Source organism: Pseudomonas sp. GL-B-12, from assembly GCF_019955895.1.
In the GTDB taxonomy this organism is placed as follows: Bacteria; Pseudomonadota; Gammaproteobacteria; order Pseudomonadales; family Pseudomonadaceae; genus Aquipseudomonas.
In genome coordinates, this window is record NZ_JAHBCX010000044.1 from 229,206 (window position 1) to 254,232 (window position 25,027).

At 58.3% G+C, this 25,027-nt stretch carries 24 protein-coding genes and 2 tRNA genes; 4 read left to right on the top strand and 22 right to left on the bottom strand.

Features of this window, described 5'->3' with window-relative positions:
• Positions 1-21 precede the first annotated feature (21 nt).
• The 9 genes from rimP to rlmE all read right to left on the bottom strand — a co-directional run bounded on the left by rimP (position 22) and on the right by rlmE (position 7,067).
• Positions 22-480, bottom strand: coding sequence for a ribosome maturation factor RimP (gene rimP, locus KGA85_RS23430; RefSeq protein WP_007973115.1), 459 nt, complete (start codon positions 478-480; stop codon positions 22-24).
• A gap of 138 nt (positions 481-618) precedes the next feature.
• Positions 619-695: transfer RNA gene (locus tag KGA85_RS23435), tRNA-Met, on the bottom strand.
• A 97-nt stretch (positions 696-792) separates the two neighbouring features.
• Positions 793-878 (bottom strand) — tRNA-Leu (locus KGA85_RS23440).
• 22 nt (positions 879-900) lie between these two features.
• On the bottom strand, positions 901-1,284 hold the full coding sequence (gene secG, locus KGA85_RS23445) for a preprotein translocase subunit SecG (protein ID WP_017336473.1): 384 nt from the start codon (positions 1,282-1,284) through the stop codon (positions 901-903).
• Positions 1,285-1,288: 4 nt separating this feature from the next.
• The gene (gene tpiA, locus KGA85_RS23450; RefSeq protein WP_150727489.1) at positions 1,289-2,044 is read right to left on the bottom strand and encodes a triose-phosphate isomerase; all 756 of its coding nucleotides are present in this window, start codon (positions 2,042-2,044) and stop codon (positions 1,289-1,291) included.
• A gap of 66 nt (positions 2,045-2,110) precedes the next feature.
• On the bottom strand, positions 2,111-3,448 hold the full coding sequence (glmM, locus tag KGA85_RS23455) for a phosphoglucosamine mutase (RefSeq protein WP_108218140.1): 1,338 nt from the start codon (positions 3,446-3,448) through the stop codon (positions 2,111-2,113).
• A gap of 16 nt (positions 3,449-3,464) precedes the next feature.
• Entirely contained in the window at positions 3,465-4,316 is an 852-nt protein-coding gene (gene folP / locus KGA85_RS23460; protein ID WP_223454171.1) for a dihydropteroate synthase, read from the bottom strand.
• A gap of 8 nt (positions 4,317-4,324) precedes the next feature.
• Positions 4,325-6,235 (bottom strand): ATP-dependent zinc metalloprotease FtsH, encoded by a 1,911-nt coding sequence (ftsH, locus tag KGA85_RS23465; protein ID WP_057716478.1) that lies wholly within the window; start codon positions 6,233-6,235, stop codon positions 4,325-4,327.
• Positions 6,236-6,434: 199 nt separating this feature from the next.
• Positions 6,435-7,067 (bottom strand): 23S rRNA (uridine(2552)-2'-O)-methyltransferase RlmE, encoded by a 633-nt coding sequence (rlmE, locus tag KGA85_RS23470; protein WP_095942403.1) that lies wholly within the window; start codon positions 7,065-7,067, stop codon positions 6,435-6,437.
• 105 nt (positions 7,068-7,172) lie between these two features.
• Here rlmE and KGA85_RS23475 point away from each other — a divergent pair, with 105 nt between their 5' ends.
• Positions 7,173-7,481, top strand: coding sequence for a YhbY family RNA-binding protein (locus KGA85_RS23475; RefSeq protein WP_007942889.1), 309 nt, complete (start codon positions 7,173-7,175; stop codon positions 7,479-7,481).
• A 9-nt stretch (positions 7,482-7,490) separates the two neighbouring features.
• Here KGA85_RS23475 and KGA85_RS23480 read toward each other — a convergent pair whose 3' ends face one another.
• The 8 genes from KGA85_RS23480 to grpE all read right to left on the bottom strand — a co-directional run bounded on the left by KGA85_RS23480 (position 7,491) and on the right by grpE (position 18,116).
• On the bottom strand, positions 7,491-7,895 hold the full coding sequence (locus tag KGA85_RS23480; RefSeq protein WP_150727522.1) for an MFS transporter: 405 nt from the start codon (positions 7,893-7,895) through the stop codon (positions 7,491-7,493).
• 28 nt (positions 7,896-7,923) lie between these two features.
• Positions 7,924-8,400: a transcription elongation factor GreA gene (greA, locus tag KGA85_RS23485; protein ID WP_108218328.1), complete on the bottom strand. Its 477-nt coding sequence runs from the start codon at positions 8,398-8,400 to the stop codon at positions 7,924-7,926.
• A 2-nt stretch (positions 8,401-8,402) separates the two neighbouring features.
• Positions 8,403-11,624, bottom strand: a complete 3,222-nt coding sequence (carB, locus tag KGA85_RS23490; protein WP_223454173.1) for a carbamoyl-phosphate synthase large subunit — start codon at positions 11,622-11,624, stop codon at positions 8,403-8,405.
• A gap of 118 nt (positions 11,625-11,742) precedes the next feature.
• Positions 11,743-12,879: a glutamine-hydrolyzing carbamoyl-phosphate synthase small subunit gene (gene carA, locus KGA85_RS23495; RefSeq protein WP_223454175.1), complete on the bottom strand. Its 1,137-nt coding sequence runs from the start codon at positions 12,877-12,879 to the stop codon at positions 11,743-11,745.
• Positions 12,880-13,138: 259 nt separating this feature from the next.
• Complete coding sequence (gene dapB / locus KGA85_RS23500) at positions 13,139-13,942, bottom strand: 4-hydroxy-tetrahydrodipicolinate reductase (RefSeq protein WP_057716481.1); 804 nt, start codon at positions 13,940-13,942, stop codon at positions 13,139-13,141.
• A gap of 10 nt (positions 13,943-13,952) precedes the next feature.
• Positions 13,953-15,077, bottom strand: coding sequence for a molecular chaperone DnaJ (gene dnaJ / locus KGA85_RS23505; protein ID WP_223454177.1), 1,125 nt, complete (start codon positions 15,075-15,077; stop codon positions 13,953-13,955).
• Positions 15,078-15,530: 453 nt separating this feature from the next.
• Positions 15,531-17,447: a molecular chaperone DnaK gene (gene dnaK / locus KGA85_RS23510; RefSeq protein WP_223454179.1), complete on the bottom strand. Its 1,917-nt coding sequence runs from the start codon at positions 17,445-17,447 to the stop codon at positions 15,531-15,533.
• A 102-nt stretch (positions 17,448-17,549) separates the two neighbouring features.
• Positions 17,550-18,116: a nucleotide exchange factor GrpE gene (gene grpE / locus KGA85_RS23515; RefSeq protein ID WP_056728221.1), complete on the bottom strand. Its 567-nt coding sequence runs from the start codon at positions 18,114-18,116 to the stop codon at positions 17,550-17,552.
• Between the two features lie 240 nt (positions 18,117-18,356).
• On the opposite strand from grpE, the gene recN reads away from it, so the two are divergent.
• Positions 18,357-20,030 (top strand): DNA repair protein RecN, encoded by a 1,674-nt coding sequence (gene recN / locus KGA85_RS23520; RefSeq protein ID WP_223543395.1) that lies wholly within the window; start codon positions 18,357-18,359, stop codon positions 20,028-20,030.
• A 76-nt stretch (positions 20,031-20,106) separates the two neighbouring features.
• Here recN and fur read toward each other — a convergent pair whose 3' ends face one another.
• The gene (fur, locus tag KGA85_RS23525) at positions 20,107-20,511 is read right to left on the bottom strand and encodes a ferric iron uptake transcriptional regulator (protein ID WP_003197684.1); all 405 of its coding nucleotides are present in this window, start codon (positions 20,509-20,511) and stop codon (positions 20,107-20,109) included.
• 97 nt (positions 20,512-20,608) lie between these two features.
• Between fur and KGA85_RS23530 the strand changes: the two genes are divergently transcribed.
• The gene (locus KGA85_RS23530) at positions 20,609-21,136 is read left to right on the top strand and encodes an outer membrane protein assembly factor BamE (RefSeq protein ID WP_150727496.1); all 528 of its coding nucleotides are present in this window, start codon (positions 20,609-20,611) and stop codon (positions 21,134-21,136) included.
• A gap of 61 nt (positions 21,137-21,197) precedes the next feature.
• Here KGA85_RS23530 and KGA85_RS23535 read toward each other — a convergent pair whose 3' ends face one another.
• The 3 genes from KGA85_RS23535 to KGA85_RS23545 are packed head-to-tail and all read right to left on the bottom strand — an operon-like array spanning position 21,198 to position 23,350.
• Positions 21,198-21,512, bottom strand: a complete 315-nt coding sequence (locus KGA85_RS23535) for an RnfH family protein (protein ID WP_223454183.1) — start codon at positions 21,510-21,512, stop codon at positions 21,198-21,200.
• The gene (locus KGA85_RS23540; protein ID WP_007988702.1) at positions 21,505-21,939 is read right to left on the bottom strand and encodes a type II toxin-antitoxin system RatA family toxin; all 435 of its coding nucleotides are present in this window, start codon (positions 21,937-21,939) and stop codon (positions 21,505-21,507) included. Before KGA85_RS23540 ends, KGA85_RS23535 begins: the two co-directional genes overlap by 8 nt.
• Positions 21,940-21,946: 7 nt before the next feature.
• Positions 21,947-23,350, bottom strand: coding sequence for a sodium-dependent transporter (locus KGA85_RS23545; protein ID WP_223454185.1), 1,404 nt, complete (start codon positions 23,348-23,350; stop codon positions 21,947-21,949).
• A gap of 118 nt (positions 23,351-23,468) precedes the next feature.
• Here KGA85_RS23545 and smpB point away from each other — a divergent pair, with 118 nt between their 5' ends.
• Positions 23,469-23,951: an SsrA-binding protein SmpB gene (smpB, locus tag KGA85_RS23550; RefSeq protein ID WP_007993569.1), complete on the top strand. Its 483-nt coding sequence runs from the start codon at positions 23,469-23,471 to the stop codon at positions 23,949-23,951.
• A 154-nt stretch (positions 23,952-24,105) separates the two neighbouring features.
• On the opposite strand, the gene KGA85_RS23555 is transcribed toward smpB, so the two are convergent.
• Positions 24,106-24,873, bottom strand: coding sequence for a GntR family transcriptional regulator (locus tag KGA85_RS23555; protein ID WP_223454187.1), 768 nt, complete (start codon positions 24,871-24,873; stop codon positions 24,106-24,108).
• Between the last annotated feature and the right edge of the window lie 154 nt (positions 24,874-25,027).

Here is a 25,027-nt window from a genome sequence, read left to right on the forward strand (position 1 = left end):
ATCCGCAGTATCTGGCACGCCTCAGTCAAAACTGGGAATAATGTTGGCCTTGTCGATCATATCGATCGGCAACAGGAACTCATGGTCTTCTACCTGCACCACGACATCCTGCTCTTCTACGCCGCGCAGAAGGCCCTGAAAGTTGCGTCGTCCTTCAAAAGGCGAGCGCAGCTTGATCTTCACTTGTTCACCGGCAAATTTTGCAAACTGCTCAAGAGTGAACAGCGGGCGTTCCATGCCAGGCGAGGAAACTTCAAGGGTGTATTCAACGGAGATTGGATCTTCAACATCCAGCACACCGCTGATCTGACGGCTGACGATGGCGCAATCGTCCACCAGCACGCCGCCTTCTTTATCGATATAAACGCGCAACATCGAGTGACGACCCTGAGCCGAAAACTCGATACCCCAGCATTCATAGCCTAGGGCCACGACCACCGGGGCCAGCAAGGCCTGCAACTCTTCTAGCTTGCTCGACACCTGAACCCCCTAGTGCATGTATGTGCATGCTATGCAAAATAAAAAAATGGGCGAAACGCCCATCCTTGAAACGCCGTTGAACAGCGGCGTTGAAAGTGTCCAGCTAACAAAAAGCCCCTGAAAAGGGGCTCCTTAAACTGGTTGCGGGGGCCGGATTTGAACCGACGACCTTCGGGTTATGAGCCCGACGAGCTACCAGACTGCTCCACCCCGCGACAAAGCTGGGGCGGAAGTATACGACCGATCCCCTACAGGGTCAATGTAACCTTCCACCTGCAAGAAAGCCCGCAACAGCGGGCTCTCCTGACTAATTGGTACCGAGAAGGGGACTCGAACCCCTACACCCTATGGGCACAACCACCTCAAGGTTGCGTGTCTACCAATTCCACCACCTCGGCAATACTACGTTTAAAACCCTTCTTACTTCTGCTCTTGAGCTGGAGGCACGTCAGTCGCTGGAGTAGCCGACTTTTGCTCTTGAAGCACCGGGACATCATCAGAAGCCGGTTGCTGCTTTGGAACTTCCAGTACCGCTGGATTTGGGAGACCTACTTGAGTCAGCTGGTGAGCCTTCTCTTTAGCAAAGTAACCTAACCCCAAGCTGGTTATGAAAAAACCTGCGGCAAGTATAGCAGTAAACTTACTAAGAAAGGTAGAGGAACCTTGGCTTCCGAACACAGTATTTGAAGCACCTGCTCCGAAAGACGCGCCAGCATCCGCACCTTTACCCTGCTGCAGCAAAACCAGAGCTACTACGCCCAATGCACCCAGCAGATGAAAAACGACTACGACTGTTTCCAGCATTTTTTCAGTTTCCCGCGGCGCGACAAATCGCACCGAACTCATCTGCATTCAGGGAAGCCCCACCAATGAGACCCCCATCGATATCCGGCATGCCGAACAGTTCGACCGCATTGGCCGCCTTCACGCTGCCGCCGTATAGAAGCCGCACACCTTGTGCGACCTCAGAATTCTCTGCCGCCAACTGGGCGCGAATGGCTGCGTGCACATCCTGCGCCTGTTGTGGCGTTGCAGTCAGCCCGGTGCCAATGGCCCAGACCGGTTCGTAAGCGATCACTGCCTTGGCAAAGGCACCGACACCCAGCTCCTCAATGATACTGCCCAGCTGACGCGAGACAACCTCAAGAGTCTTTCCGGCTTCACGCTGCTCAAGGGTTTCCCCTATGCACAACACCGGAATCAAGCCACATGCCTGTGCCGCTGCGAACTTGCGGATCAGCATTCCGTCCTGCTCGCCCATAATCTGGCGGCGTTCGGAGTGCCCGACAAGCACCAGGGAACAACCTGCATCCACCAACTGACTCGGTGCAACTTCACCGGTCAACGCACCTTGTCCGGATTCCACCGCAGAATTCTGCGCGCCGACCGAAATCGACTTTCCTTCCAGACCATCAATCACTTGATTGATATGCAGGCAAGGCGGGAATACCGCAACATCAACATCGCTCGGCAAGGCCAAGTCACGAAGGCCGTTGATCAGCTCAGCGACGCTGGCGCGGGTACCGTGCATCTTCCAGTTACCAGCTACCATAGGGCGACGCATGCTGTACCTCGTCGGTCAAAGTGGGCGCAGATGTTACCCAACACAATCATGGCTGGCAAGCCGAATTCAGGCAGAAACTTCAGTAACCAGTTTTGCCAGCTCTTCGGCGTAGCCACGAACCTGCGTTTCGTCTTCGCCTTCGACCATCACACGCACCAGCGGTTCGGTTCCGGACTTGCGCAACAGCACACGCCCCCGACCCGCCATGGCCTTGGTCACACGCTCGCTGGCTTCCTTGACCGACGGATGGTCGAGTGGGTTTGCGCCGCCACCGAAACGAACATTGATCAGCACCTGAGGGCATTTGCGCAGCGCCTGACGCGCTTCAGCCAAACCTTGCGCACGGGCTTTCAACGCCTTCAGTACCTGCAACGCGGCGATAATCGCATCACCAGTGGTGGTGTAATTGAAGCAAACGATATGACCCGAATTTTCGCCACCGACCAGCCAGTTGCGCTCCAGCAGATCAGCAATCACATAACGATCACCAACATTGGCGCGGACAAATGGAATCGCCAGGTCGGCCAAGGCCAACTCCAATCCCAGGTTGCTCATCAGTGTACCGACTACACCACCCTGCAGCTTGTCTCGCTCATGCAGGTCGCGAGCAATGATGAACAGCAACTCATCACCATCGACGATGGCCCCCGTGTGATCCACCATCAACACCCGGTCACCATCACCATCGAAGGCGATACCCAGATCGGCGTGTTCAGCCAGCACAGCGGCCTGCAGTTGCCCCATATGGGTCGAGCCGCAGTTATCATTGATATTCAAACCGTTGGGCTGCGCGGACAAGACCACGACTTCGGCACCCAACTCACGAAACACACTCGGCGCCACTTTATAGGTCGCACCATGGGCGCAGTCGATCACAATCTTGAGACCGGTAAAGCTGGTACCGGTCGGCACACTGCTCTTGCAGAATTCGATATACCGACCCGACGCATCATTGATTCGCGACACCTTGCCGATCTTGCTCGACTCAACCACAGTCATTGGCGTATCGAGCAACTCTTCGATCATATGCTCGACTTCATCCGGCAGCTTGGTGCCATTGCCGGAGAAGAACTTGATGCCATTGTCATCATGCGGATTGTGCGACGCACTGATCACGATGCCAGCTTCGGCATGAAAGGTACGCGTCAGGTAGGCAATAGCCGGGGTCGGCATAGGCCCAAGGAGCATCACATCAGCACCTGCCGACGTCAGCCCTGCCTCAAGCGCAGACTCGAACATGTAGCCGGAGATCCGGGTGTCCTTACCTACCAATACCTTGCAGGCGCCCATCTTGCGGAACGCCATACCTGCAGCCCAGCCGAGCTTGAGCATGAAATCAGGAGTAATCGGGTATTCACCGACACGCCCACGAATACCATCGGTGCCAAAATATTTTTTGCTCATAAGTGCTCCATCATTCTTATTCGGCTGATTCCACTGCGGCGATCATCCGCACCACATCCATTGTTTCGGCTACATCATGGACGCGCAATATACGCGCACCCTTCACCGAAGCCAGCGCCGCGAGCGCCAAACCACCATACAGTCGGTCCCCCACCGGACGATTCAACGCCTGACCAATCATGCTCTTTCGCGAAACCCCGACCAACAGGGGTCGCCCCAAGGCATGCAGGGTTTCCATATGTTTGAACAAACTCAGATTGTGCTGCAAGGTTTTGGCGAAGCCAAAGCCGGGGTCAAGAATGATCCGCTCAGCCGCAATTCCCGCCAATGAACACTGATGCATGCGTTCGGCGAGAAACTCACCGACTTCCCTTGTAACGTCCTGATACTGCGGATTGTCCTGCATATAGCCTGGCTCTCCCAGCATATGCATCAGGCAAACCGGTAGCCCGGTGGCCGCCGCAGCATCCAGGGCACCATCGCGACGCAACGAACGCACGTCATTGATCAACCCGGCACCCAGACGTGCAGTTTCACGCATGACGGCTGGCGTGGAGGTGTCGACCGAGATGATGACATCCAGTTCGCGACTGATGCGCTCGACAATGGGCGCTACGCGCTCCAACTCCTCCAGTGGCGACACCGCCCTGGCACCTGGACGGGTAGATTCGCCACCGACATCGATCAGCGTCGCGCCGGCTGCCACCATGGCTTCGGCGTGGCGCATGGCCGCGTCGAGCTGGCTGTATTGGCCACCATCGGAGAAAGAATCAGGAGTGACATTGAGAATACCCATGACATGCGTCTGGGCCAAATCAAGAACCCGGTTGCCGCAAGGCAACCGGGTCGAGGACTGAACAGAAGTCATTTCAAACCTTATACGTCAGCAGCAGGACCACCGATCGGTGTTTCCGGACGCTCATCCTGCACCACCGGAGGGGTGCCGGAAGTACCCGTGCCACCCGACCAGTCGCGTGGCTCGCGAGGCGTACGACCCGCCATGATGTCGTCGATCTGCTCGGCATCGATCGTTTCGTACTTCATCAAGGCATCGGCCATCGCATCGAGCTTGTCACGGTTGTCCGTGAGAATCTGCTTCGCCGTGCCGTAGCACTGATCGATGATGCTGCGCACTTCGGAGTCGATCAGCTTGGCTGTCTCACCAGAGAAGCTTGCACTCTGACCGCCACCGCCGCGACCGAGGAACACTTCACCCTCTTCTTCGGCATACATCAACGGACCGAGTTTTTCCGAAAGACCCCACTTGGTCACCATGTTCCGCGCAATCTGGCTGGCGCGCATGATGTCGTTGGAGGCACCGGTGGTCACGCCATCGAAGCCAAGGGTCATTTCTTCAGCGATACGACCGCCGTACAACGAGCAGATCTGACTGATCAACGCACGCTTGGACAGGCTGTAACGATCTTCTTCCGGCAGGAACATGGTCACACCCAGCGCACGACCGCGCGGGATGATCGACACCTTGTACACCGGATCATGCTCAGGCACGACACGCCCCACAATGGCGTGACCCGCTTCGTGATAAGCCGTGTTCTGTTTTTCTTTCTCGGACATGACCATGGATTTGCGCTCGGCGCCCATCATGATTTTGTCTTTGGCCAGTTCGAATTCTTTCATCTCGACGATGCGCTTGCCGGCGCGGGCAGCGAACAACGACGCCTCGTTCACCAGGTTGGCCAGGTCAGCACCGGAGAAGCCTGGAGTACCACGAGCGATCACGGCCGGAGCAACGTCGTCGCCCATCGGCACTTTGCGCATGTGGACCTTGAGAATCTGTTCGCGACCACGGATGTCCGGCAGACCGACTACAACCTGACGGTCGAAACGGCCCGGACGCAGCAGCGCAGGGTCCAGTACATCAGGACGGTTGGTTGCGGCGATCACGATGATGCCGTCATTCATTTCGAAGCCGTCCATCTCGACCAGCAACTGGTTGAGCGTCTGCTCGCGCTCGTCGTGACCACCACCCATGCCAGCACCACGATGGCGACCGACCGCATCGATTTCGTCGATGAAGATGATGCATGGAGCGTGTTTCTTGGCCTGTTCGAACATGTCGCGAACACGGCTGGCACCCACACCGACGAACATTTCGACGAAGTCGGAGCCAGAAATGGTGAAGAACGGCACTTTGGCTTCGCCGGCAATCGCCTTGGCAATCAAGGTTTTACCAGTACCAGGAGGACCGACCATCAGCACGCCACGAGGAATGCGGCCGCCCAAACGCTGGAACTTGCCCGGATCACGCAGGAATTCAACCAACTCGCCAACTTCTTCCTTGGCTTCGTCGCAACCGGCAACGTCAGCCAAAGTGGTTTTGACCTGATCTTCGGAGAGCAGGCGTGCCTTGCTCTTGCCGAAGCTCATCGGCCCACCCTTGCCACCTGCACCGCCCTGCATCTGCCGCATGAAGAACATGAACACGGCGATGATCACGAGGATCGGGAAGCTGGCGACCAGAAGCTGAGTCCAGATGCTTTGCTGTTCAGGCTGCTTGCCTTCGACCACGACGTGGTTATCCACCAGGTCACCGATCAGGCCGTTGTCCTGGATCGCCGGGCGAATGGTCTTGAAGCTGTCGCCATCGTTGCGCTTGCCGGTAATCACGTAGCCATCAACCGCCACGCGCTCGACCTTGCCATCCTTGACCTGCTGGATGAAGTCGGAATAGTTGAGGGTCTGCGGCTCGTTAGGGCTGGAGAAGTTGTTCATCACCGTCACCAGGACAGCCGCGATGATCAACCACAGGATCAGATTCTTTGCCATATCGTTCAATTAACTACCCTCTGAAGCAAGCTCCGCTACTGACGCGCGCTTCGCATGATATTCACCGGCCTAACTTACTACATTACCTACGACTTGGCAGGCGCCGTCTGTAACCCTTTGTGAAACACTTCCTACACAATATTCGCTAATTCTGACAAGGCGTAATACAAAAATCCTATCACCCCGATCGAAAATTCACTCAACCCTCACTGCGTCCGCGGAAACCGCGGCCCAGCAGGTACTGCTCGCGAGAACGGTCGCGCGACGAGGTCGGCTTGCGCATCTGCACCTTCTCGAACTGCTGGCGAACGCTCTTGTGGAACTCGTCGAAGCCTTCACCCTGGAAGATCTTGATCAAAAAATCACCACCGGGCTTAAGCACCCGAGTCGAGAGATCCAGTGCCAACTCGCACAGGAACATCGCTCGCGGCATGTCTACGGCCGGTAATCCACTCATATTGGGGGCCATATCGGAAATCACAAGGTCTACTTCCTTATTTCCGACGGCATCGAGGATCTGAGCCAGCACAGCATCCTCGGTAAAGTCGCCCTGAATGAAGGTCACGTCCGGGATGCTGTCCATTTCCAGAATGTCAGAAGCGATCAGTGTGCCCTGTCCACCAATCAGACGACTGGTCACCTGGGACCACCCACCGGGGGCCGCACCAAGGTCGATTACGCTCATGCCCGGGCGGATCAGACGATCCTTTTCCTGGATCTCCAGCAGTTTGTAGCTGGCGCGGGAACGGTACCCGTCTTTCTGTGCCATTTTGACGAATGGGTCGTTGAAATGTTCTTTCAGCCAGTTAAGGCTTGTCTTGGAACGGGCCACGGGATACCTCGGAAATAAAACGGGTCGTGATTAACTGGGCGGTCCCGGACTCGCTCGGGTAAACTGGCCGCCGCTTTTTACAAGATCAGACGCAGGGGTCAGATTATGCCGCTCACTCAAGAGCAGAAGAAACAGTACAAATCCATTGGCCACCATCTGAAACCAGTTTTGATTGTGGCAGACAATGGTTTGACTGAAGGTGTGTTAGCCGAACTCGAACGCGCATTGGCGGATCACGAGCTGATCAAAATCAAGCTCAACATCCTCGATCGCGAATCGCGCCTGGCGTCCATTGCAGAGCTCTGCAAGGTCGGCAAAGCGGATCTGGTTCAGGTCATCGGCAAGATGGCACTGATCTACCGCAAGAACTTCAGCGTCAACAAGCAGCTGTCGAACGTCCATCGCTTCAAGTGATGGCAAGGGTCAAGGGTGTGCTTCGCGCACCCTGCCACTCCATCCCGGCACCGGCTGCAACACCAGCACCAGCCCGGAAAAGCCCAGAACAAGATAGCTGAACGCCTGCCAACGATCGGCATCCGGCCAGCCGAAACGCACCGCGAAGTACATCGCGCACGCATACAGCGCCATCAACAGCAGTTGCCCGCGAATATCCCGCCATAGACTGACAAGGCCCTCGGCCTTAACCAGCACCAAAGCCTGAAAAATCACACACGCCGTAGCGAATCCCACTACCAACGTATTGAGCGTGCCTGCGATTTCATCGATCAGCAGCGGCGCCAGGCCAATTCGTCCCAGCACCGGCAACAGACCGATTTGCAACAGCCACAAGCCGCCGACCCACAACATCTGGGTCAGCTGCCAAAGCATGGCGCCCGCACGAAACGGGCGCCAGCCTTCAGATGTGGCGAACTTCGACAATCTCGTACTCGATAACGCCGCCAGGCGTTTTCACGGCGACCACATCACCCTCTTCCTTGGCAATCAAGGCGCGGGCCAGTGGAGAGCCGACCGAAATTTTGCCGAGTTTGAAGTCAGCCTCATCCTCACCCACGATGTGGTATGTAACGCGCTCATCCGTCTCGACATTGGCAATCTCGACGGTGGTGCCGAAAATCACTTTGCCGGTATGAGGAATGCTCGTGACATCAATGATGACCTGATTCTGAATCCGGCCCTCGATGTCACGAATGCGCGCCTCGACCATACCCTGCTGCTCACGAGCAGCGTGGTATTCGGCGTTTTCCTTCAAATCACCCAACTCGCGGGCCGTACCGATGTCCTGGCTGAGCTTCGGACGAACGACCTTGGTCAGGTGAGTGTGCTCTTCTTCCAGGGCGCGAGCGCCCTGAACGGTCATGGGGTACTTCGTTATGCTCATGCCTTCAATCCTGCGTGTAGATCCTGCAAGCGGCGCACAGTCTTCTCGGGACCGAACTTCAGCGCTTCACAGATGGCTTCGCCAGCAGCAATGGTGGTGGTGCAGTAAATCTTGTGCTGCAGGGCATTACGACGAATGGAGTACGAATCAGCGATCGACTGACGACCTTCGGTGGTGTTGATGATCAGCGTGACTTCGTCATTCTTGATCATGTCGACCACGTGCGGACGACCTTCGGTCACCTTGTTCACACGGCGCACTTTCAGGCCTGCAGCCTCGATCAGCTTGGCAGTACCGGCAGTGGCGACCACTTCGAAGCCCAAGTTGATCAGATCACGGGCCACGCCCGCAACCAGTGGCTTGTCGTCGTCACGTACGCTGATGAACGCAGTACCGCCGGTCGGCAGCACTTCGCTGGCACCCATCTGGGCCTTGGCGAACGCTTCACCGAAGGTGTCGCCAACGCCCATCACTTCACCGGTCGACTTCATCTCTGGGCCGAGGATCGGGTCAACGCCAGGGAATTTGGCGAACGGGAACACCGCCTCTTTCACGCTGTAGAAGTTCGGGATGATTTCCTTGGTGAAGCCGATTTCCTTCAAGGTCTTACCGGCCATGACGCGAGCCGCGATCATTGCCAGGGAAACACCGATGCACTTGGACACGAACGGCACAGTACGGGAAGCGCGCGGGTTGACTTCGATGACGTAGATGTCGTCGCCTTGCAGCGCCAACTGAACGTTCATCAGGCCGACCACGCCCAGCTCCAGGGCCATTTTCTTGACCTGTTCGCGCATCTCGTCCTGGATGTGCGCAGGCAGCGAGTACGGCGGCAGCGAGCACGCGGAGTCACCGGAGTGAACACCGGCCTGCTCGATGTGCTGCATGATCGCGCCGATTACCACGTCCTTGCCGTCGCAAACCGCATCCACGTCCATTTCGATGGCGCAGTTGAGGAAGTGGTCCAGCAGCACCGGGCTGTCGTTGGACACTTGAACCGCTTCGCGCAGGTAGCGCTTGAGTTCTTCTTCTTCGTAGACGATTTCCATCGCACGGCCGCCCAGTACATAGGACGGACGCACTACCAGCGGATAACCGATCTTGCTGGCGGCACGAATCGCTTCGTCTTCGCTGCGCACGGTGGCGTTTGGCGGCTGACGCAGGTTCAGGCGCTGGACCATCTGCTGGAAGCGCTCACGGTCTTCGGCACGGTCGATGGCGTCAGGGCTGGTGCCGATGATCGGCACGCCGGCGGCTTCCAGGGCACGCGCCAGTTTCAGCGGAGTCTGGCCGCCGTACTGGACGATCACGCCTTTCGGCTTCTCGACGCGGACGATTTCCAGCACGTCTTCCAGGGTCACCGGTTCGAAGTACAGGCGATCGGAAGTGTCGTAGTCGGTGGAAACGGTTTCCGGGTTGCAGTTGACCATGATGGTCTCGTAGCCGTCATCGCGCAGGGCCAGTGCCGCGTGTACGCAGCAGTAGTCGAACTCGATGCCCTGGCCGATGCGGTTAGGACCGCCACCCAGGATCATGATCTTGTCGCGACCCGATGGCGCCGCCTCGCACTCTTCCTCGTACGTCGAGTAGAGGTAGGCAGTATCGGTGGCGAACTCGGCAGCGCAGGTGTCGACGCGCTTGTAGACCGGGAAGATTTCCAGCTTGTGACGGTGAGCGCGCAGGCTCTTCTCGGTCACACCCAGCAGCTTGGCCAGGCGCATATCGGAGAAGCCTTTGCGCTTGAGGCGGAACATCAGATCGTGGTCGATGCTGGTCAGACCCAGGGTCTTGACCTTCTCTTCTTCCTTGATCAGGTCTTCCATCTGCACCAGGAACCAAGGGTCGATCATGGTCATGCCGAAGATGTCTTCGACGGTCATGCCGGCGCGCATTGCGTCGGCCACGTACCAGATACGCTCGGCGCCCGGCACGGTCAGCTCGCGCTTGAGTACGCTCATGCTTTCCGGGTTGGCCAGATCAACCTTCTCGTCCAGACCGCAAACGCCCACTTCCAGACCGCGCAGGGCTTTCTGCAGGGATTCCTGGAAGGTACGGCCGATGGCCATGACTTCACCCACCGACTTCATCTGAGTGGTCAGGCGCGCGTCAGCCTTGGGGAACTTCTCGAAAGCGAAGCGTGGCAGCTTGGTGACGACGTAGTCGATGGACGGTTCAAAGGACGCCGGGGTCTTGCCGCCGGTGATGTCGTTCGACAGCTCGTCGAGGGTGTAACCCACAGCCAGCTTGGCCGCGACCTTGGCGATCGGGAAGCCGGTGGCTTTCGAAGCCAGTGCCGAGGAACGCGATACACGTGGGTTCATCTCGATCACGACCATGCGGCCGGTGTTCGGGCAGATACCGAACTGAACGTTGGAACCGCCGGTTTCCACGCCGATCTCGCGCAGTACCGCCAGGGAGGCGTTACGCAGGATCTGGTATTCCTTGTCGGTCAGGGTCTGTGCCGGAGCCACGGTGATCGAGTCACCGGTGTGCACACCCATCGGGTCAAAGTTTTCGATGGAGCAGACGATGATGCAGTTGTCCTTCTTATCGCGGACAACCTCCATTTCGTATTCTTTCCAGCCGATCAGCGATTCGTCGATCAGCAGCTCTTTGGTCGGCGACAAGTCCAGACCACGGGCGCAGATTTCTTCGAACTCTTCACGGTTGTAAGCGATACCGCCACCGGTGCCGCCCATGGTGAAGGACGGACGGATGATGCACGGGAAGCCGAGCTTCTCGAGGACCGCATTGGCCTCTTCCATGCTGTGGGCGATACCGGAACGCGGGCACGCCAGGCCGATGGATTTCATCGCCTTGTCGAAACGCGAACGGTCTTCAGCCTTGTCGATGGTGTCGGCGTTAGCACCGATCATCTCTACGCCGAACTTCTCCAGAACGCCTTCGCGCTCCAGGTCCAGGGCGCAGTTCAGAGCGGTCTGGCCACCCATGGTCGGCAGCAGAGCGTCCGGACGCTCTTTCTCGATGATCTTGGCAACAGTCTGCCACTTGATTGGCTCGATATAGGTGGCGTCGGCCATGGCCGGGTCGGTCATGATGGTGGCCGGGTTGGAGTTCACCAGGATGACGCGGTAGCCCTCTTCGCGCAGGGCTTTGCAGGCCTGGGCGCCGGAGTAGTCGAATTCGCAGGCCTGGCCGATCACGATCGGGCCAGCACCAAGAATCAGGATGCTTTTAATGTCTGTACGTTTTGGCATGGGTTTGTCACTCAAATCCGCAGGTCAGTCGGCAAGCCGTCTTGTTCAATCTCTGAAGCCTTGAGGGGGCCGCCGGTGTCGGGACCACCCTCAAGCTTTGCTACATCAGGGCGAGCGATCAGCGTCGCTTGGCCATCTCGGTGATGAAGCGATCGAACAATGGCGCTACGTCGTTCGGGCCAGGGCTGGCTTCCGGGTGACCCTGGAAGCTGAAGGCGCTCTTATCGGTACGCTCGATACCTTGCAGGGTGCCGTCGAACAGCGATTTGTGGATCGCGCGAACGTTGGCCGGCAGGGTCGCTTCGTCTACGGCAAAACCGTGGTTCTGGCTGGTGATCATCACCACGCCGCTGTCCAGGTCCTGGACGGGGTGGTTGGCACCGTGGTGGCCGTGACCCATTTTCAGGGTCTTGGCGCCGGAGGCCAGGGCCAGCAGCTGGTGACCGAGGCAGATACCGAAGACCGGGATCTCGGTTTCCAGCACGTCCTTGATCGCCTGGATCGCGTAGTCGCAAGGCTCCGGATCACCAGGGCCGTTGGACAGGAACACGCCGTCCGGCTTCAGCGCCAGAACGTCGGACGCTGGAGTCTGTGCAGGGACTACAGTCACGCGGCAACCGCGCTCGACCAGCATGCGCAGGATGTTCACCTTGACGCCGTAGTCGTAGGCAACCACGTGGTACGGCAGCTCGGAGGCTTCGATGGTCGCGTGGCTGTCGGTTTTCAGATCCCAGACAGTCGAACGCCATTCGTAGGTGTCCTTGGTGCTGACAACTTTCGCCAGGTCCATGCCTTTCAGACCAGGGAAACCCTGCGCGGCGGCAATGGCGGCTTCTTCGGAAATGTTGTCACCGGCCATGATGCAGCCGTTCTGCGCGCCTTTTTCACGCAGGATGCGCGTCAGGCGGCGGGTGTCGATACCGGCGATGGCCACAACATTGTTGGCCTTCAGGTAGTCGGACAGGGACATCGTGTTACGCCAGTTGCTCGCCACCAGTGGCAGGTCACGGATGACCAGGCCGGCAGACCAGACGCGGTTGGACTCGGCGTCTTCCGGCGTGGTGCCGGTGTTGCCGATGTGCGGGTAAGTCAGGGTAACGATCTGTTGGGCGTAGGAAGGATCGGTAAGGATTTCCTGATAGCCGGTCATTGCGGTGTTGAACACCACCTCACCAACGGTCTGACCGTCGGCTCCAATGGCTTCGCCGCGAAAAATGCTGCCATCAGCAAGGGCGAGTATGGCTGGCTTAGTCAAGAAGACCTCCCGTAAATAAAGCCTGAAAGGGCGATCGCAGGTTGTAAAAAAGCGGAGTGACGTATGGACACGTCACCCCGCTTCTTCACTGAATTATTCTGCGCGCTTTTAGTGGACACACTAAAGCTGTAGCTTACAGAAAAAGGCATTTTTGGTCTACCGCCAATGAGCCTTAAAGGCTGGAGAATGCGACAGGACGTCGCTTGGCGGAACAAAACCGGGCTCAAACGCTGTGCGCGAGCCCGATTTCGGGTGCATCTTAACGCAGATCGAGCACGTCTTGCATGTCGTAAAGGCCAGGCTCGCGCCCGTCCAGCCACAAAGCAGCACGTACCGCGCCCTTGGCGAAGGTCATGCGACTGGACGCCTTGTGAGTGATCTCGACACGCTCGCCGTCGGCGGCGAACAGCACAGTGTGATCACCAACGATGTCGCCAGCGCGCACAGTGGCGAAACCAATGGTCTCGCGATCACGAGCGCCGGTCTGGCCCTCACGACCATACACCGCCACCTTTTTCAGATCGCGACCCAGAGCATCGGCAATCACCTCACCCATGCGCACGGCAGTGCCGGACGGCGCATCGACTTTATGCCGATGGTGAGCTTCGGTGATTTCGATATCGACATCGTCACCCAATACGCGAGCGGCTGTGTCGAGCAACTTCAGGCACAGGTTGACCCCGACACTGAAGTTGGCCGCGAAGACAATCGGAATGTCCTTGCCCGCTTCCGCCAGCAACTGCTTTTCTTCAACGCTGAAACCGGTGGTACCGATGATCATCGCTTTGCCGTGTTTACGGCAGAAAGCCAGGTTCTTCAGGGTCACCGTCGGGTGCGTGAAGTCGATCAGCACGTCGAACTCGTCGACCACCCGATCCAGATCACCGGACAGAGGCACACCGATACGACCCAGCGCAGCCAGCTCGCCGGCATCCGCGCCGACCAACGTGCTGTCGGGACGATCCACCGCCGCCGTCAGACCGGCGCCCGGAGTTTGCTGCACCGCTTCAATCAGGGTCTTGCCCATGCGCCCGGCGGCGCCCATCACTGCAATACGTCGCATGCCTGCCTCCTTACAAATCGCCGAAGAAGCGCTTCACGCCTTCGAACCAACCAGTGGTTTTCGGCGAGTGGCTGTTGTCATCCGCCAACGAACTACGGAATTCCTCGAGCATTTCACGCTGGCGACGGCTCAGGTTGACCGGAGTCTCGACCGCAACACGGCACATCAAGTCGCCAGCACCACCACCACGCACAGGCGCGACACCCTTGCCACGCACACGGAACTGCTTGCCGGTCTGAGTCCCCTCAGGGATCTTCAGCTTGACCCGGCCATCAAGGGTCGGAATCTCCAGCTCGCCACCCAGCGCCGCATCGACGAAGCTGATCGGCACTTCGCAGAACAGGTGCTTGCCATCGCGCTGGAAAATCGAGTGCTCGCGCACATTGATCACCACGTACAGGTCGCCCGTCGGGCCACCGTGAGCGCCCGCCTCGCCTTCGCCGGACAGACGAATGCGGTCACCGGTATCGACACCGGCCGGCACTTTCACCGACAAGGTCTTGTACTCTTCGACACGACCTTCGCCGTGGCAGGAATCGCACGGATCGGAAATGATCTTGCCCTGGCCATGGCAGCGCGGGCATGTCTGCTGCACCGAGAAGAAACCTTGCTGCATGCGCACCTGGCCGATACCGCCGCACGTCGGGCAGGTCACCGGCGCAGAACCTTTCTTGGCGCCGGAGCCGTCGCAAGGCTTGCAGTTGACCAGCGTCGGAACGCGAATATTCACGGTCGTACCGCGCACCGCCTCTTCGAGGTCCAGTTCCAGGGTGTAGCGCAAGTCACTGCCGCGCTGAGCGCCGCCACGGGAACCGCCGCGACCGCCACCGAAGAAGTCACTGAAGACATCGCCAAAGATGTCGGAGAAGTTCTGACCGCCGAAACCGGCACCGCCACCACCCATGCTTGGGTCGACACCGGCATGGCCATACTGGTCGTATGCCGCGCGCTTGCTGGAATCGGACAGCACTTCGTAGGCCTCGTTGGCCTCCTTGAACATATCTTCCGACGCTTTGTCATCGGGATTACGGTCCGGGTGGTGCTTCATCGCCAGGCGACGGTAAGCCTTCTTCAGGTCCGCTTCGCTTGAGCCACGCTCAACACCCAACACTTCGTAATAGTCACGCTTTGCCATAAGTCTTTGCACTCTTGAGGACGTCCGACAAAACCCTCCTGAGCTTGCCGAACTCGTTGAGCCCCAATACAGGCCCGGACCCAACTCACGTCAATTCAACGATCCTGGTCTTTGATTCTTGCGGTACTTGCGGCGCGAAAAGCAGGAGCATTTCCGGCCATACCACCAACATGCTGGGGCGGACTGAATGGTTTGTTCGTTAGGCAACTCCGGCGCCTGAGCACCATACCCTGCGTTGCCGCTCCTCCCCATAGCGCGCTATGAGTCGTCGCAGCGCCTTGGTTATGGCGTTCAGTCATCCGAACTTGCTCTAACGAACAAGCCACTCAATCCGCCGCTGTCGCATGCTGTAAAAATTCGCGTATTCCAGATACGCCAACGCGGGAGCAAGCTCCCGCGCGGCGACATCCTACCAGTCACCGCCTGAAGGCAGTCAACCGGCCGACCAACAACTTACTTGTGGTCTTTGACTTCTTCGAACTCGGCGTCGACAACGTCGTCAGCCTTTTCCGCCTTGTCGTCGTGCGGTGCCGCGCCTTCAGCAGGCTGAGCCTGTTCGGCGTACATCTTCTGCGCCACTGGAGCGGAGACTTTCGACAGCTCTTCAACCTTGGCGTCGATAGCAGCCTTGTCGTCGCCTTTGACGGCAGCTTCCAGGGCAACTACGGCCGCTTCGATTGCAGTCTTCTCTTCAGCGGTCACTTTATCGCCGGCATCGACAACCATTTTGCGCGTCGAGTGAACCAGTGCATCACCCTGGTTACGGGCAGTGGCCAACTCTTCGAACTTGCGGTCTTCCTCGGCGTTCGCCTCGGCATCACGCACCATGCGCTCGATTTCTTCGTCGGACAGACCGGAGTTGGCCTTGATCACGATCGACTGAGTCTTGCCGGTAGCCTTGTCCTTCGCACCTACGTGCAGGATGCCGTTGGCGTCGATGTCGAAGGTCACTTCGATCTGCGGCACACCACGTGGAGCTGGTGGAATGTCGGCCAGGTCGAACTTGCCCAGGGACTTGTTCTGTGCGGCTTGCTTACGCTCGCCTTGCAGCACGTGAATGGTCACGGCGCCCTGGTTGTCGTCGGCAGTCGAGAACACTTGCGATTTCTTGGTAGGAATCGTGGTGTTTTTCTCGATCAGCGCAGTCATCACGCCCCCCATGGTTTCGATACCCAGGGTCAGCGGGCTGACGTCGAGCAGCAGAACGTCTTTCACGTCACCGGCCAATACCGCGCCCTGGATGGCAGCACCCATGGCAACCGCTTCGTCCGGGTTGACGTCTTTACGAGCTTCTTTACCGAAGAACTCGGTCACCAGCTTCTGAACCAGCGGCATACGGGTCTGACCGCCCACCAGGATCACGTCGTTGATCGCGCCAACCTCGATACCGGCATCTTTCATTGCGATGCGGCAAGGTTCGATGGTGCGCTGAACCAGGTCTTCCACCAGCGCTTCGAGCTTGGCGCGGGAGATCTTCACGTTCAGGTGCTTAGGACCGGTGGCGTCTGCAGTGATGTACGGCAGGTTCACGTCGGTCGACTGGCTTGAGGACAGTTCGATCTTGGCTTTTTCAGCGGCCTCTTTCAGGCGCTGCATGGCCAGCGGGTCGCCCTTGAGGTTCATGCCGCTTTCTTTCTTGAATTCGTCGACGAGGTAGTCGATCAGACGAATGTCAAAGTCTTCACCGCCCAGGAACGTGTCACCGTTGGTGGCCAGTACTTCGAACTGGTGCTCGCCATCGACTTCAGCGATCTCGATCACGGAAACGTCGAAAGTACCACCACCCAGGTCGTAAACGATCACGGTGTGATCGCCCTTGGCCTTGTCCATGCCGTAAGCCAGAGCGGCTGCGGTTGGTTCGTTGATGATACGTTTTACGTCCAGGCCAGCGATGCGGCCGGCGTCCTTGGTGGCTTGACGCTGGCTGTCGTTGAAGTAGGCCGGAACGGTGATCACCGCTTCAGTCACGGTCTCGCCGAGGTAGTCTTCGGCGGTCTTCTTCATTTTTTTCAGGATTTCAGCCGAGATTTGTGGCGGTGCCATTTTCTGGCCGTTCACTTCAACCCAGGCGTCGCTGTTGTCAGCCTTGACGATCTTGTAAGGGACCATCTGGATGTCTTTTTGCACGACTTCTTCGTCGAAACGACGACCGATCAGACGCTTCACCGCATACAGGGTGTTATGCGGATTGGTCACAGCCTGACGCTTGGCCGACTGGCCAACCAGGATTTCGCCATCGTTGGCGTAAGCGATGATCGACGGCGTGGTACGCGCGCCTTCAGCGTTTTCAATAACTTTTGCCTTGCCGTTTTCCAGCACGGAGACGCAGGAGTTGGTAGTCCCCAGGTCGATACCGATAATTTTGCCCATGTTCACTCTCCCGAAACTTTGGATTTGGTTGCCGCAGCAGTGGTGGCTAACTGCGGTAGCACTTAAACGCTTGACTTATAAATGGGGGCCTTGCGGCGGATTTCAAGCCTGCTCGTCAATCGAAGGCGAAACCGGCGCAGGCGCCTTGCTGACCACGACCATCGCCGGGCGCAGCAGGCGACCATTGAGCTGATAGCCCTTCTGGAACACCTTCAGAACACTGTTCGGCTCGACATCGGCGCTTTCCTGCATGGCCATTGCCTGATGGTGAACGGCGTTGAACGGTTCACCATGCGGATCGATCGCTTCAAGCTGATAACGCTTGAGAGTGTCGTGGAACATTTTCAGGGTCAGCTCGATGCCTTCGCGCATCGGACGGATGCTTTCGTCGTCCGGGCTGGACAGTTCCAGGCCGCGCTCCAGGCTGTCGACGATCGGCAGCAGGTCGCTGGCGAATTTTTCCAGCGCGAACTTGTGAGCCTTCTCCACATCCTGCTCGGCGCGACGGCGGACGTTCTGCAGATCGGCGGCTACACGCAAAGCCTGATCCTGAGCGCCTGCCAGTTGCTCTTCGAGCACTTGTACACGAGCCGCCAGGTCATCACCCGAAGCCTCGGGCGCCTGGTTGGCGTCTGGGTTTTGCGTATCCACTGTCTGTTCGTCAGCCATAGATTTCTCCTTTCAATTTCGTCCGCGAGCTCAACTCGCGCTTCTGCCCAGCTATATGGGGCCGCAAAATCCGGCTTCAAGGGGCGCCGACGATTAACCCTACAAATAACAACTGCTTTGTCATTCCCGGTCGCGATAAGGCTTTCGTCGGACCGAGCGAATCGAGCTAACGAGGGGCATTGTCAGCCAGAAACAAAACACTGTATAAATAACCAGACCTAACACCTGGGAGCGGCCCATATGCTGGTGCACCTGTCCGTACACAACTACGCCATCGTTGAACATCTCGATCTCGAACTCGATCGCGGGATGAGCGTTATCACCGGGGAAACCGGCGCGGGCAAGTCGATCATGCTCGACGCGCTGGGCCTTACCCTGGGCGATCGCGCCGACAGCGGCGTGGTCCGCCCCGGCGCCGACAAAGCCGACATCCTGGCCACCTTCGATCTGGTCGACATTCCGGAAGCCAGCGCCTGGCTGGCCGAACGCGACCTCGAAAACGACGGCCCGTGCATCCTGCGCCGAGTGATCACATCCGAAGGGCGCTCGCGCGGCTACATCAACGGCACGCCCTGCCCGCTTGGCGACCTCAAGGCGCTGGGCGAGCTGCTGATCGACATTCACAGCCAGCACGAGCACCAATCCCTGCTCAAGACCGATACCCACCGTCGCCTGCTCGATGAATATGCCGGCGCGACCGACCTGGCCCGCCAGGTTCAGCTCGCCGCCCAACGCTGGCGCCAGACCCGCCAGGAACTGGAGCGACTCTCCAACTCCGGCGACGAGCAACGCGCCCGCCATCAGTTGCTCAGCTATCAACTCGAAGAACTGGAAAACCTTGGCCTTGGCGACAACGAGCTGGAGCAGCTTGAGCAGGAACACAAGAACCTGACCAACGCCGAGACCTTGCTCGGCATCTGCCGACAAGTCGTCGAGCAATGCAGTGAAAGTGATTCCGGGAATGTACTGAATGCCCTCACCGCCAGCCTCAACCGCCTGTCGAGCGTGAACAGTTCGATCGGTGCGCTGGGCGAAGCCAGCAGCTTGTTGACCAGTGCACAAATCCAGGTTGAAGAGGCCGTTGGTGAACTGAACCGCTTCCTCGACAACTTCGACGCCGATCCGTCGCGCCTTCAATACCTCGAAGAGCGCCTCGACGCGATCTACACCCTGGCGCGCAAACACCGCATCCGGCCGACCGAAGTCGCCGAGATGCAACAGAAACTGCTGGATGAAATCGAAACCCTCAACGCCAACGACGAATCCATCGAGCGGCTAAGCGATGAGCTGTCTTCATACGCTCGCCATTATCAAGAAAAGGCTCGTAAGCTGAGCGATCTGCGTCATCAAGCCTCAAGCAGCCTGGCCAGCGCCGTGGAACTGGAGATCCAGCGCCTGGGCATGCCTGGCGGGCGCTTCACCATTGAGTTGCGCCCAAACAGCAGTGACGAACTGCTGCCGAATGGACTTGAACAGGTTGAATTACTGGTCAGCGCCAACCCGGGCCAACCATTGAAAGCGTTGGCAAAAGTCGCATCCGGAGGCGAACTGTCGCGGATCAGCCTGGCGATTCAGGTCATCACCGCGCAGACATCTCGCGTTCCCACTCTGGTGTTCGACGAAGTGGACGTTGGTATCGGTGGTCCGACTGCAGAAATCGTCGGCCAGTTGCTGCGCAGGCTCGGCGAGCGCGGGCAGGTACTGACCGTGACCCACTTGCCGCAAGTGGCAGCGCAAGGTCATCAGCATCTATTCGTGCATAAAGTGCGCGGCGAAGATGCCACCCGCACGGCCGTTTCCAAATTGAGCAAAAACGACCGCGTCGAAGAAGTCGCACGAATGCTGGGCGGCATCGATCTCACCAAGGAGTCACTGGCTCACGCCAGGAAAATGGTGGTGGGCGCAAAAGCCTGAATAAAGGCAGAAAGCACGAAGGCGACCCTGGGGTCGCCTTCGTTCGTATCGCGAACCTCAAGTTCGCGCGACATGCTTACTTTTTCTTGCGCACGTACAGCACCAGATTGTGATCAACCATCTCGAAGCCATACTTGTCGACGATTGCTTTCTGAAGCCGCTCGATTTCTTCGTCGAAGAATTCGATCACTTCGCTGGTTTCGACGTTGACCATATGGTCGTGATGCTTTCCGTCGTCCAGTTCGAAGACCGCATGGCCTCCGTCGAAGTTGTGCCGCACCACAAGGCCAGCTGCCTCGAACTGGGTCAGAACACGGTAAACCGTGGCCAGACCGACGTCCTCACCAGCCTCCATAAGGGCCTTGTAGACATCCTCGGCACTCATGTGGCGCTGCTCGGCGGAATCGAGCATTTGCAGAATTTTGACCCGTGGCAGGGTCACTTTGAGGCCGGCTTTGCGTAGTTCGCTATTTTCAACCATGGTCAGCTTTCTCGCGATGCTGCTTCGCAGCTTCTCTTAATGCGGGTATGATCGGCGTTTACGTTGTCCCAGCCAAGATAGTGGAAGTCGCCCACCGATGCAAAACACCAAGCTCTTGCTAACCAGTTTCACCTTTGTGGGACTGCTCGCACTCGCCGGTTGTTCATTCCCCGGGGTTTACAAAATCGACATCCAGCAGGGCAATGTCGTCACGCAGGACATGATAGACCAGTTACGCCCGGGAATGACCCGTAAGCAAGTACGGTTTATCATGGGCAACCCTCTGCTCACCGACACGTTCCATGCCGATCGCTGGGATTATCTGTATAGCCTGCAACCGGGTGGCGGTGAACGCCAACAAGAACGCATTAGCGTTATCTTCAACCCAAATGATCAGCTTGTCAGCCTCTCCGGTGATTTCATGCCAGGCGTGAGCCGTGACGAAGCCATTCTCGGCAAGGACAGCGGCACGACAGTGGCTGCCCCGGCAGAAAACGTCGAGAAGCCAAAACCGGAAAAACCGGTCAAGCCAGGTTCGTTGCTGGATCAGATCCAGAAGGACGTCGACGGCGTAGAAGCCGTTCCGGTCCCGACGCCGCAACCGCTGGAAACCTCGCCGCAATAATTTGCGACGCAATAAAAAACCCGGCATGTCCGGGTTTTTTATTGCCTGGTGCTCAAGCCACTCACTGATTCCGCGCTTTGGCCTCGGCAGCTTTTGCCGCGCGCAGTCGGCGCACCTCTTTCGGATCGGCCAGCAGTGGTCGGTAAATCTCGATACGGTCCCCTGCCTGGACAGACCGACGCTCTGGATCGGCTACAACCTTTCCGAAGATCCCCACAGGGCAATTGGCCAGATCCAGCTCCGGAAACTCCTCAGCCACGGCAGACCTGAGCAAGGCTGCCCGCACGCTCGTCCCGACCGGCACCGCCAGCGTCAGTAGCACCTGACGGTCTACGGCCGCGTAGACCACCTCGACTTCAATCATGACCTCAACCATGTATCTGCTTGGCGCGCTGGCAGAATGCATCCACCAGGGTATTGGCCGCCTGGTTGAAAAGTGGCCCCAGAGTGGCGCGAACCAGCGGCCCGGCATAATCGAACGACAGATCAAGACTGATCTTGCAGGCCTTCTCGCCCAGCGGCTTGAACACCCACACGCCATGCAACTGATTGAACGGGCCTTCCTCGAGGTTCATTTCAATCGACTGACCGGGAACCAGGGTGTTGCGCGTCACGAAATGCTGACTGAGGCCACCCTTCGCCACGCCAACGCTCGCCCGCATATGCTCAGGCGAGCTCTCCAGGACTTCGGCCGCCGAGCACCACGGCAGAAACTCCGGATAGCGTGCCACGTCGTTGACCAGGTCATACAGCGCCTGCGCCGGGTACGGCAGCAAGGCCGAACGTGAAATGTGTGTCGTCATGTCAGCGTCACTTCCACAGCTGGGCGGCAAACACTACGAGAATGCCGATGGGCGCCACATAGCGCATCAAGAACAAGGACAGGCCAAACAGCGCAGGGTTACGGATCGACAACTCGTCGCGCACCGCTTCACGCCCCATGATCCAGCCCGCAAACACCACGAAACACAAACCGCCAAGCGGCAACATGAGTCGCGAGGTGAAGAAATCGATCACGCCAAAGAAGTCGAGACCACCGGTTGCTCCCCATTGGTAGAGGTGGAACATCCCGCCTTCGTTCACGAAAAACTTGGCCTCCTTCCAGATATTGAAGGAGAACACCGTACCCAGGCCGACAAACCAGCAGCTGAAAGCCAACCAGAAGGTGACCCAGGCACGACTCACTTTGGTGCGCTCGACCAGGTAGGCCACCATCGGTTCAAGCAGGGAAATCGCCGAACTCCAGGCAGCGACCGCCACCAGCACGAAGAACACCACACCCATCAATTGCCCGAACGCCACGTTACCGAAGGCAAACGGCAAGCTGACGAACATCAGCCCCGGCCCTTCGCTCGGATTCAGGCCCGCTGCGAACACAATCGGAAACAATGCCAGGCCGGCCACCAGGGAAACGAAGGTGTCGAGCAGCGCCACGCCGACGACCGTCCCTGAAATCGACGAGTTCTTTGGCATGTAGGCGCCGTAGATCATGATCGAGCCGACGCCCACGCTCAGGGAAAAGAACGCATGCCCCATCGCGGGCAACAAGCCGTCCAGGACCTTTTCCGGGTGGAAGTCGAACATGAAATGCACGCCTTCCATGAAATGCCCGGTGGTCATGCTGTAGCCCAGCAGCACCAGGATCATCACGAACAGCAGCGGCATCATGATGCGCAAACTGCGTTCAAGCCCTGCAACCACGCCCCTGGCGATCACCACCGCTGACAACAGCATGAAAATCGTGTGCCAAAGTGTCAGGCGCCAAGGATCGGCGATCACATTGCCGAAGTAAGCCCCCACCTGATCCGGCGTCACACCCTGGAAGTCGCCATGCCCCATGTCGATGATGTAATCCAGCGACCAGCCGCCAACCACACTGTAGAAAGACAGGATCAGCAATGCCGTGATCATCCCGGCAAATGCGCCCCAGGACCATTTGGCCGAGTGCCCCGCCTCGACCGCCAGTACCTTCAAGGCATTGGCCGGGCTCTGCCGGGCACGCCGGCCGATCAGGGTTTCCGCCAGCATGACCGGCACGCCGATCAATGCGATACAGGCCAGGAACATCAGCACGAAGGCACCGCCGCCATAGACGCCGACCATGTACGGGAATTTCCAGATACTACCCAGCCCCACGGCCGAACCGGTCGCGGCGAGTATGAAGACCCAGCGGCTAGCCCAACTGCCGTGGACAGAAACCTTGTCTGTCGACATCGTTATCACGCCCAAGCGTTCAAAAAAGAGGCCGCATTGTCCGGGATTCAATCAACCTGCTCAAGCACGTAGCAACCCCATAGCCGACTCTGTTGTAACTCCCTATAATGCCGCCCCTATGGCTAAACAGAAGAAACACCCAACAGGGACCATCGCGCAAAATAAAAAGGCGCGACACGATTACTTCATCGAACATCGGTTCGAGGCTGGTCTGGTCCTGGCCGGCTGGGAAGTAAAAAGTCTGCGGGCAAGCAAGCTGCAGCTGGTTGACAGCTACGTACTGCTCAAGGATGGCGAAGCCTGGCTGCTCGGCAGCCACATTACGCCCCTGACGACCGCCAGTACCCACGTCATCGCGGATCCGGTGCGCACCCGTAAATTGCTGCTCAACCGGCGCGAACTGGAAAAGCTGGCTGCTGCCGTGCAGCAAAAGGGTTACGCCTGCGTGTGCCTGTCCTGGTACTGGAGCAAGCACATGGTCAAGTGCGAGATTGCTCTGGGCAAGGGCAAGAAGGAATACGACAAGCGCGATACCGAGCGCGAACGCGACGCCGGTCGCGAGTTGCAGCGCGCGGTGCGCAACAAGGGCAAGGAAGAGTAATTCTCCTGTCCTGACGCGACTTTGTGGCGAGGGAGCTTGCTCCCGCTGGGGTGCGAAGCACCCCTTCGCTTGACGGCGTCCATCACTATTTCTGCTGACGACTGCTGCGCAGCCGAACGGGAGCGAGCTCCCTCGCCACAATCAAGCTACCGCCTCACATCCCCTTGCGCCGCTCCGCCCGGGCCATGCGCTGCACTTCCTGACGCACTTCTTCCAGCACCTCCTGCACATACAGAATGTGCCGACTGGAAACTTCCCGCGCCTGCTCCGCCCGCCCTTCGATAATCGCCTGATACAACTCCCGGTGCTGCGTGATCAACATGTCGCGGGTTTCGGTGCGCTGCTTGTACATGCCACCGATGTTGGTCACCACGTTGCGCTTGAGCAGGTCGAACAACCCGCGAATGGTGTGCAGTAACACGGCATTGTGGCTGGCCTCGGCGATCGCCAGATGAAATTTGGCGTCCGCCGCACCCTCTTCGGCACGACTCACCTCTTCGTGACGCGAATAACAGTCCTGCAATTCGTTGAATGCCGCGGTCAGCCGCTCGCGATCCACCTCCGTGGCACGCAGCGCCGCGTAGTAGGCGCAAGACGCTTCCAGCGTATGGCGAAACTCCAGCAGATCGCGTTGCGCCTCGGGATTGCTTTCCAGCAGATGCAACAAGGGATCACTGAAGGTGCTACCCAGCGACTCCACCACGTAGTTGCCGCCACCCTGGCGGCTGACTAGCAGGCCCTTGGCGGTCAGCTTCTGAATGGCTTCGCGCAACGAAGGACGTGACACGCCAAATTGCTCGGCCAACGCGCGCTCGGCCGGCAAGCGCTCGCCCGCTTTCAGCGTGCCCTCGAGGATCATGCCCTCAAGCTGCTCGACAATATCGTCTGACAAACGGCGCTGACGAATCTGATCAAACCCCATAACTCGATTACTCCACGATCCGACGGCTCGCCGGGGCTCTATTCTGGCCTATCGGCGCCGTGCCAGCACCTGCCACAACGCATTTGGTCATACCAGACAGACGACCTGCGCACTTTGCATTCGACAAAAGTTTTAGGGCGGCAAATTGACACAC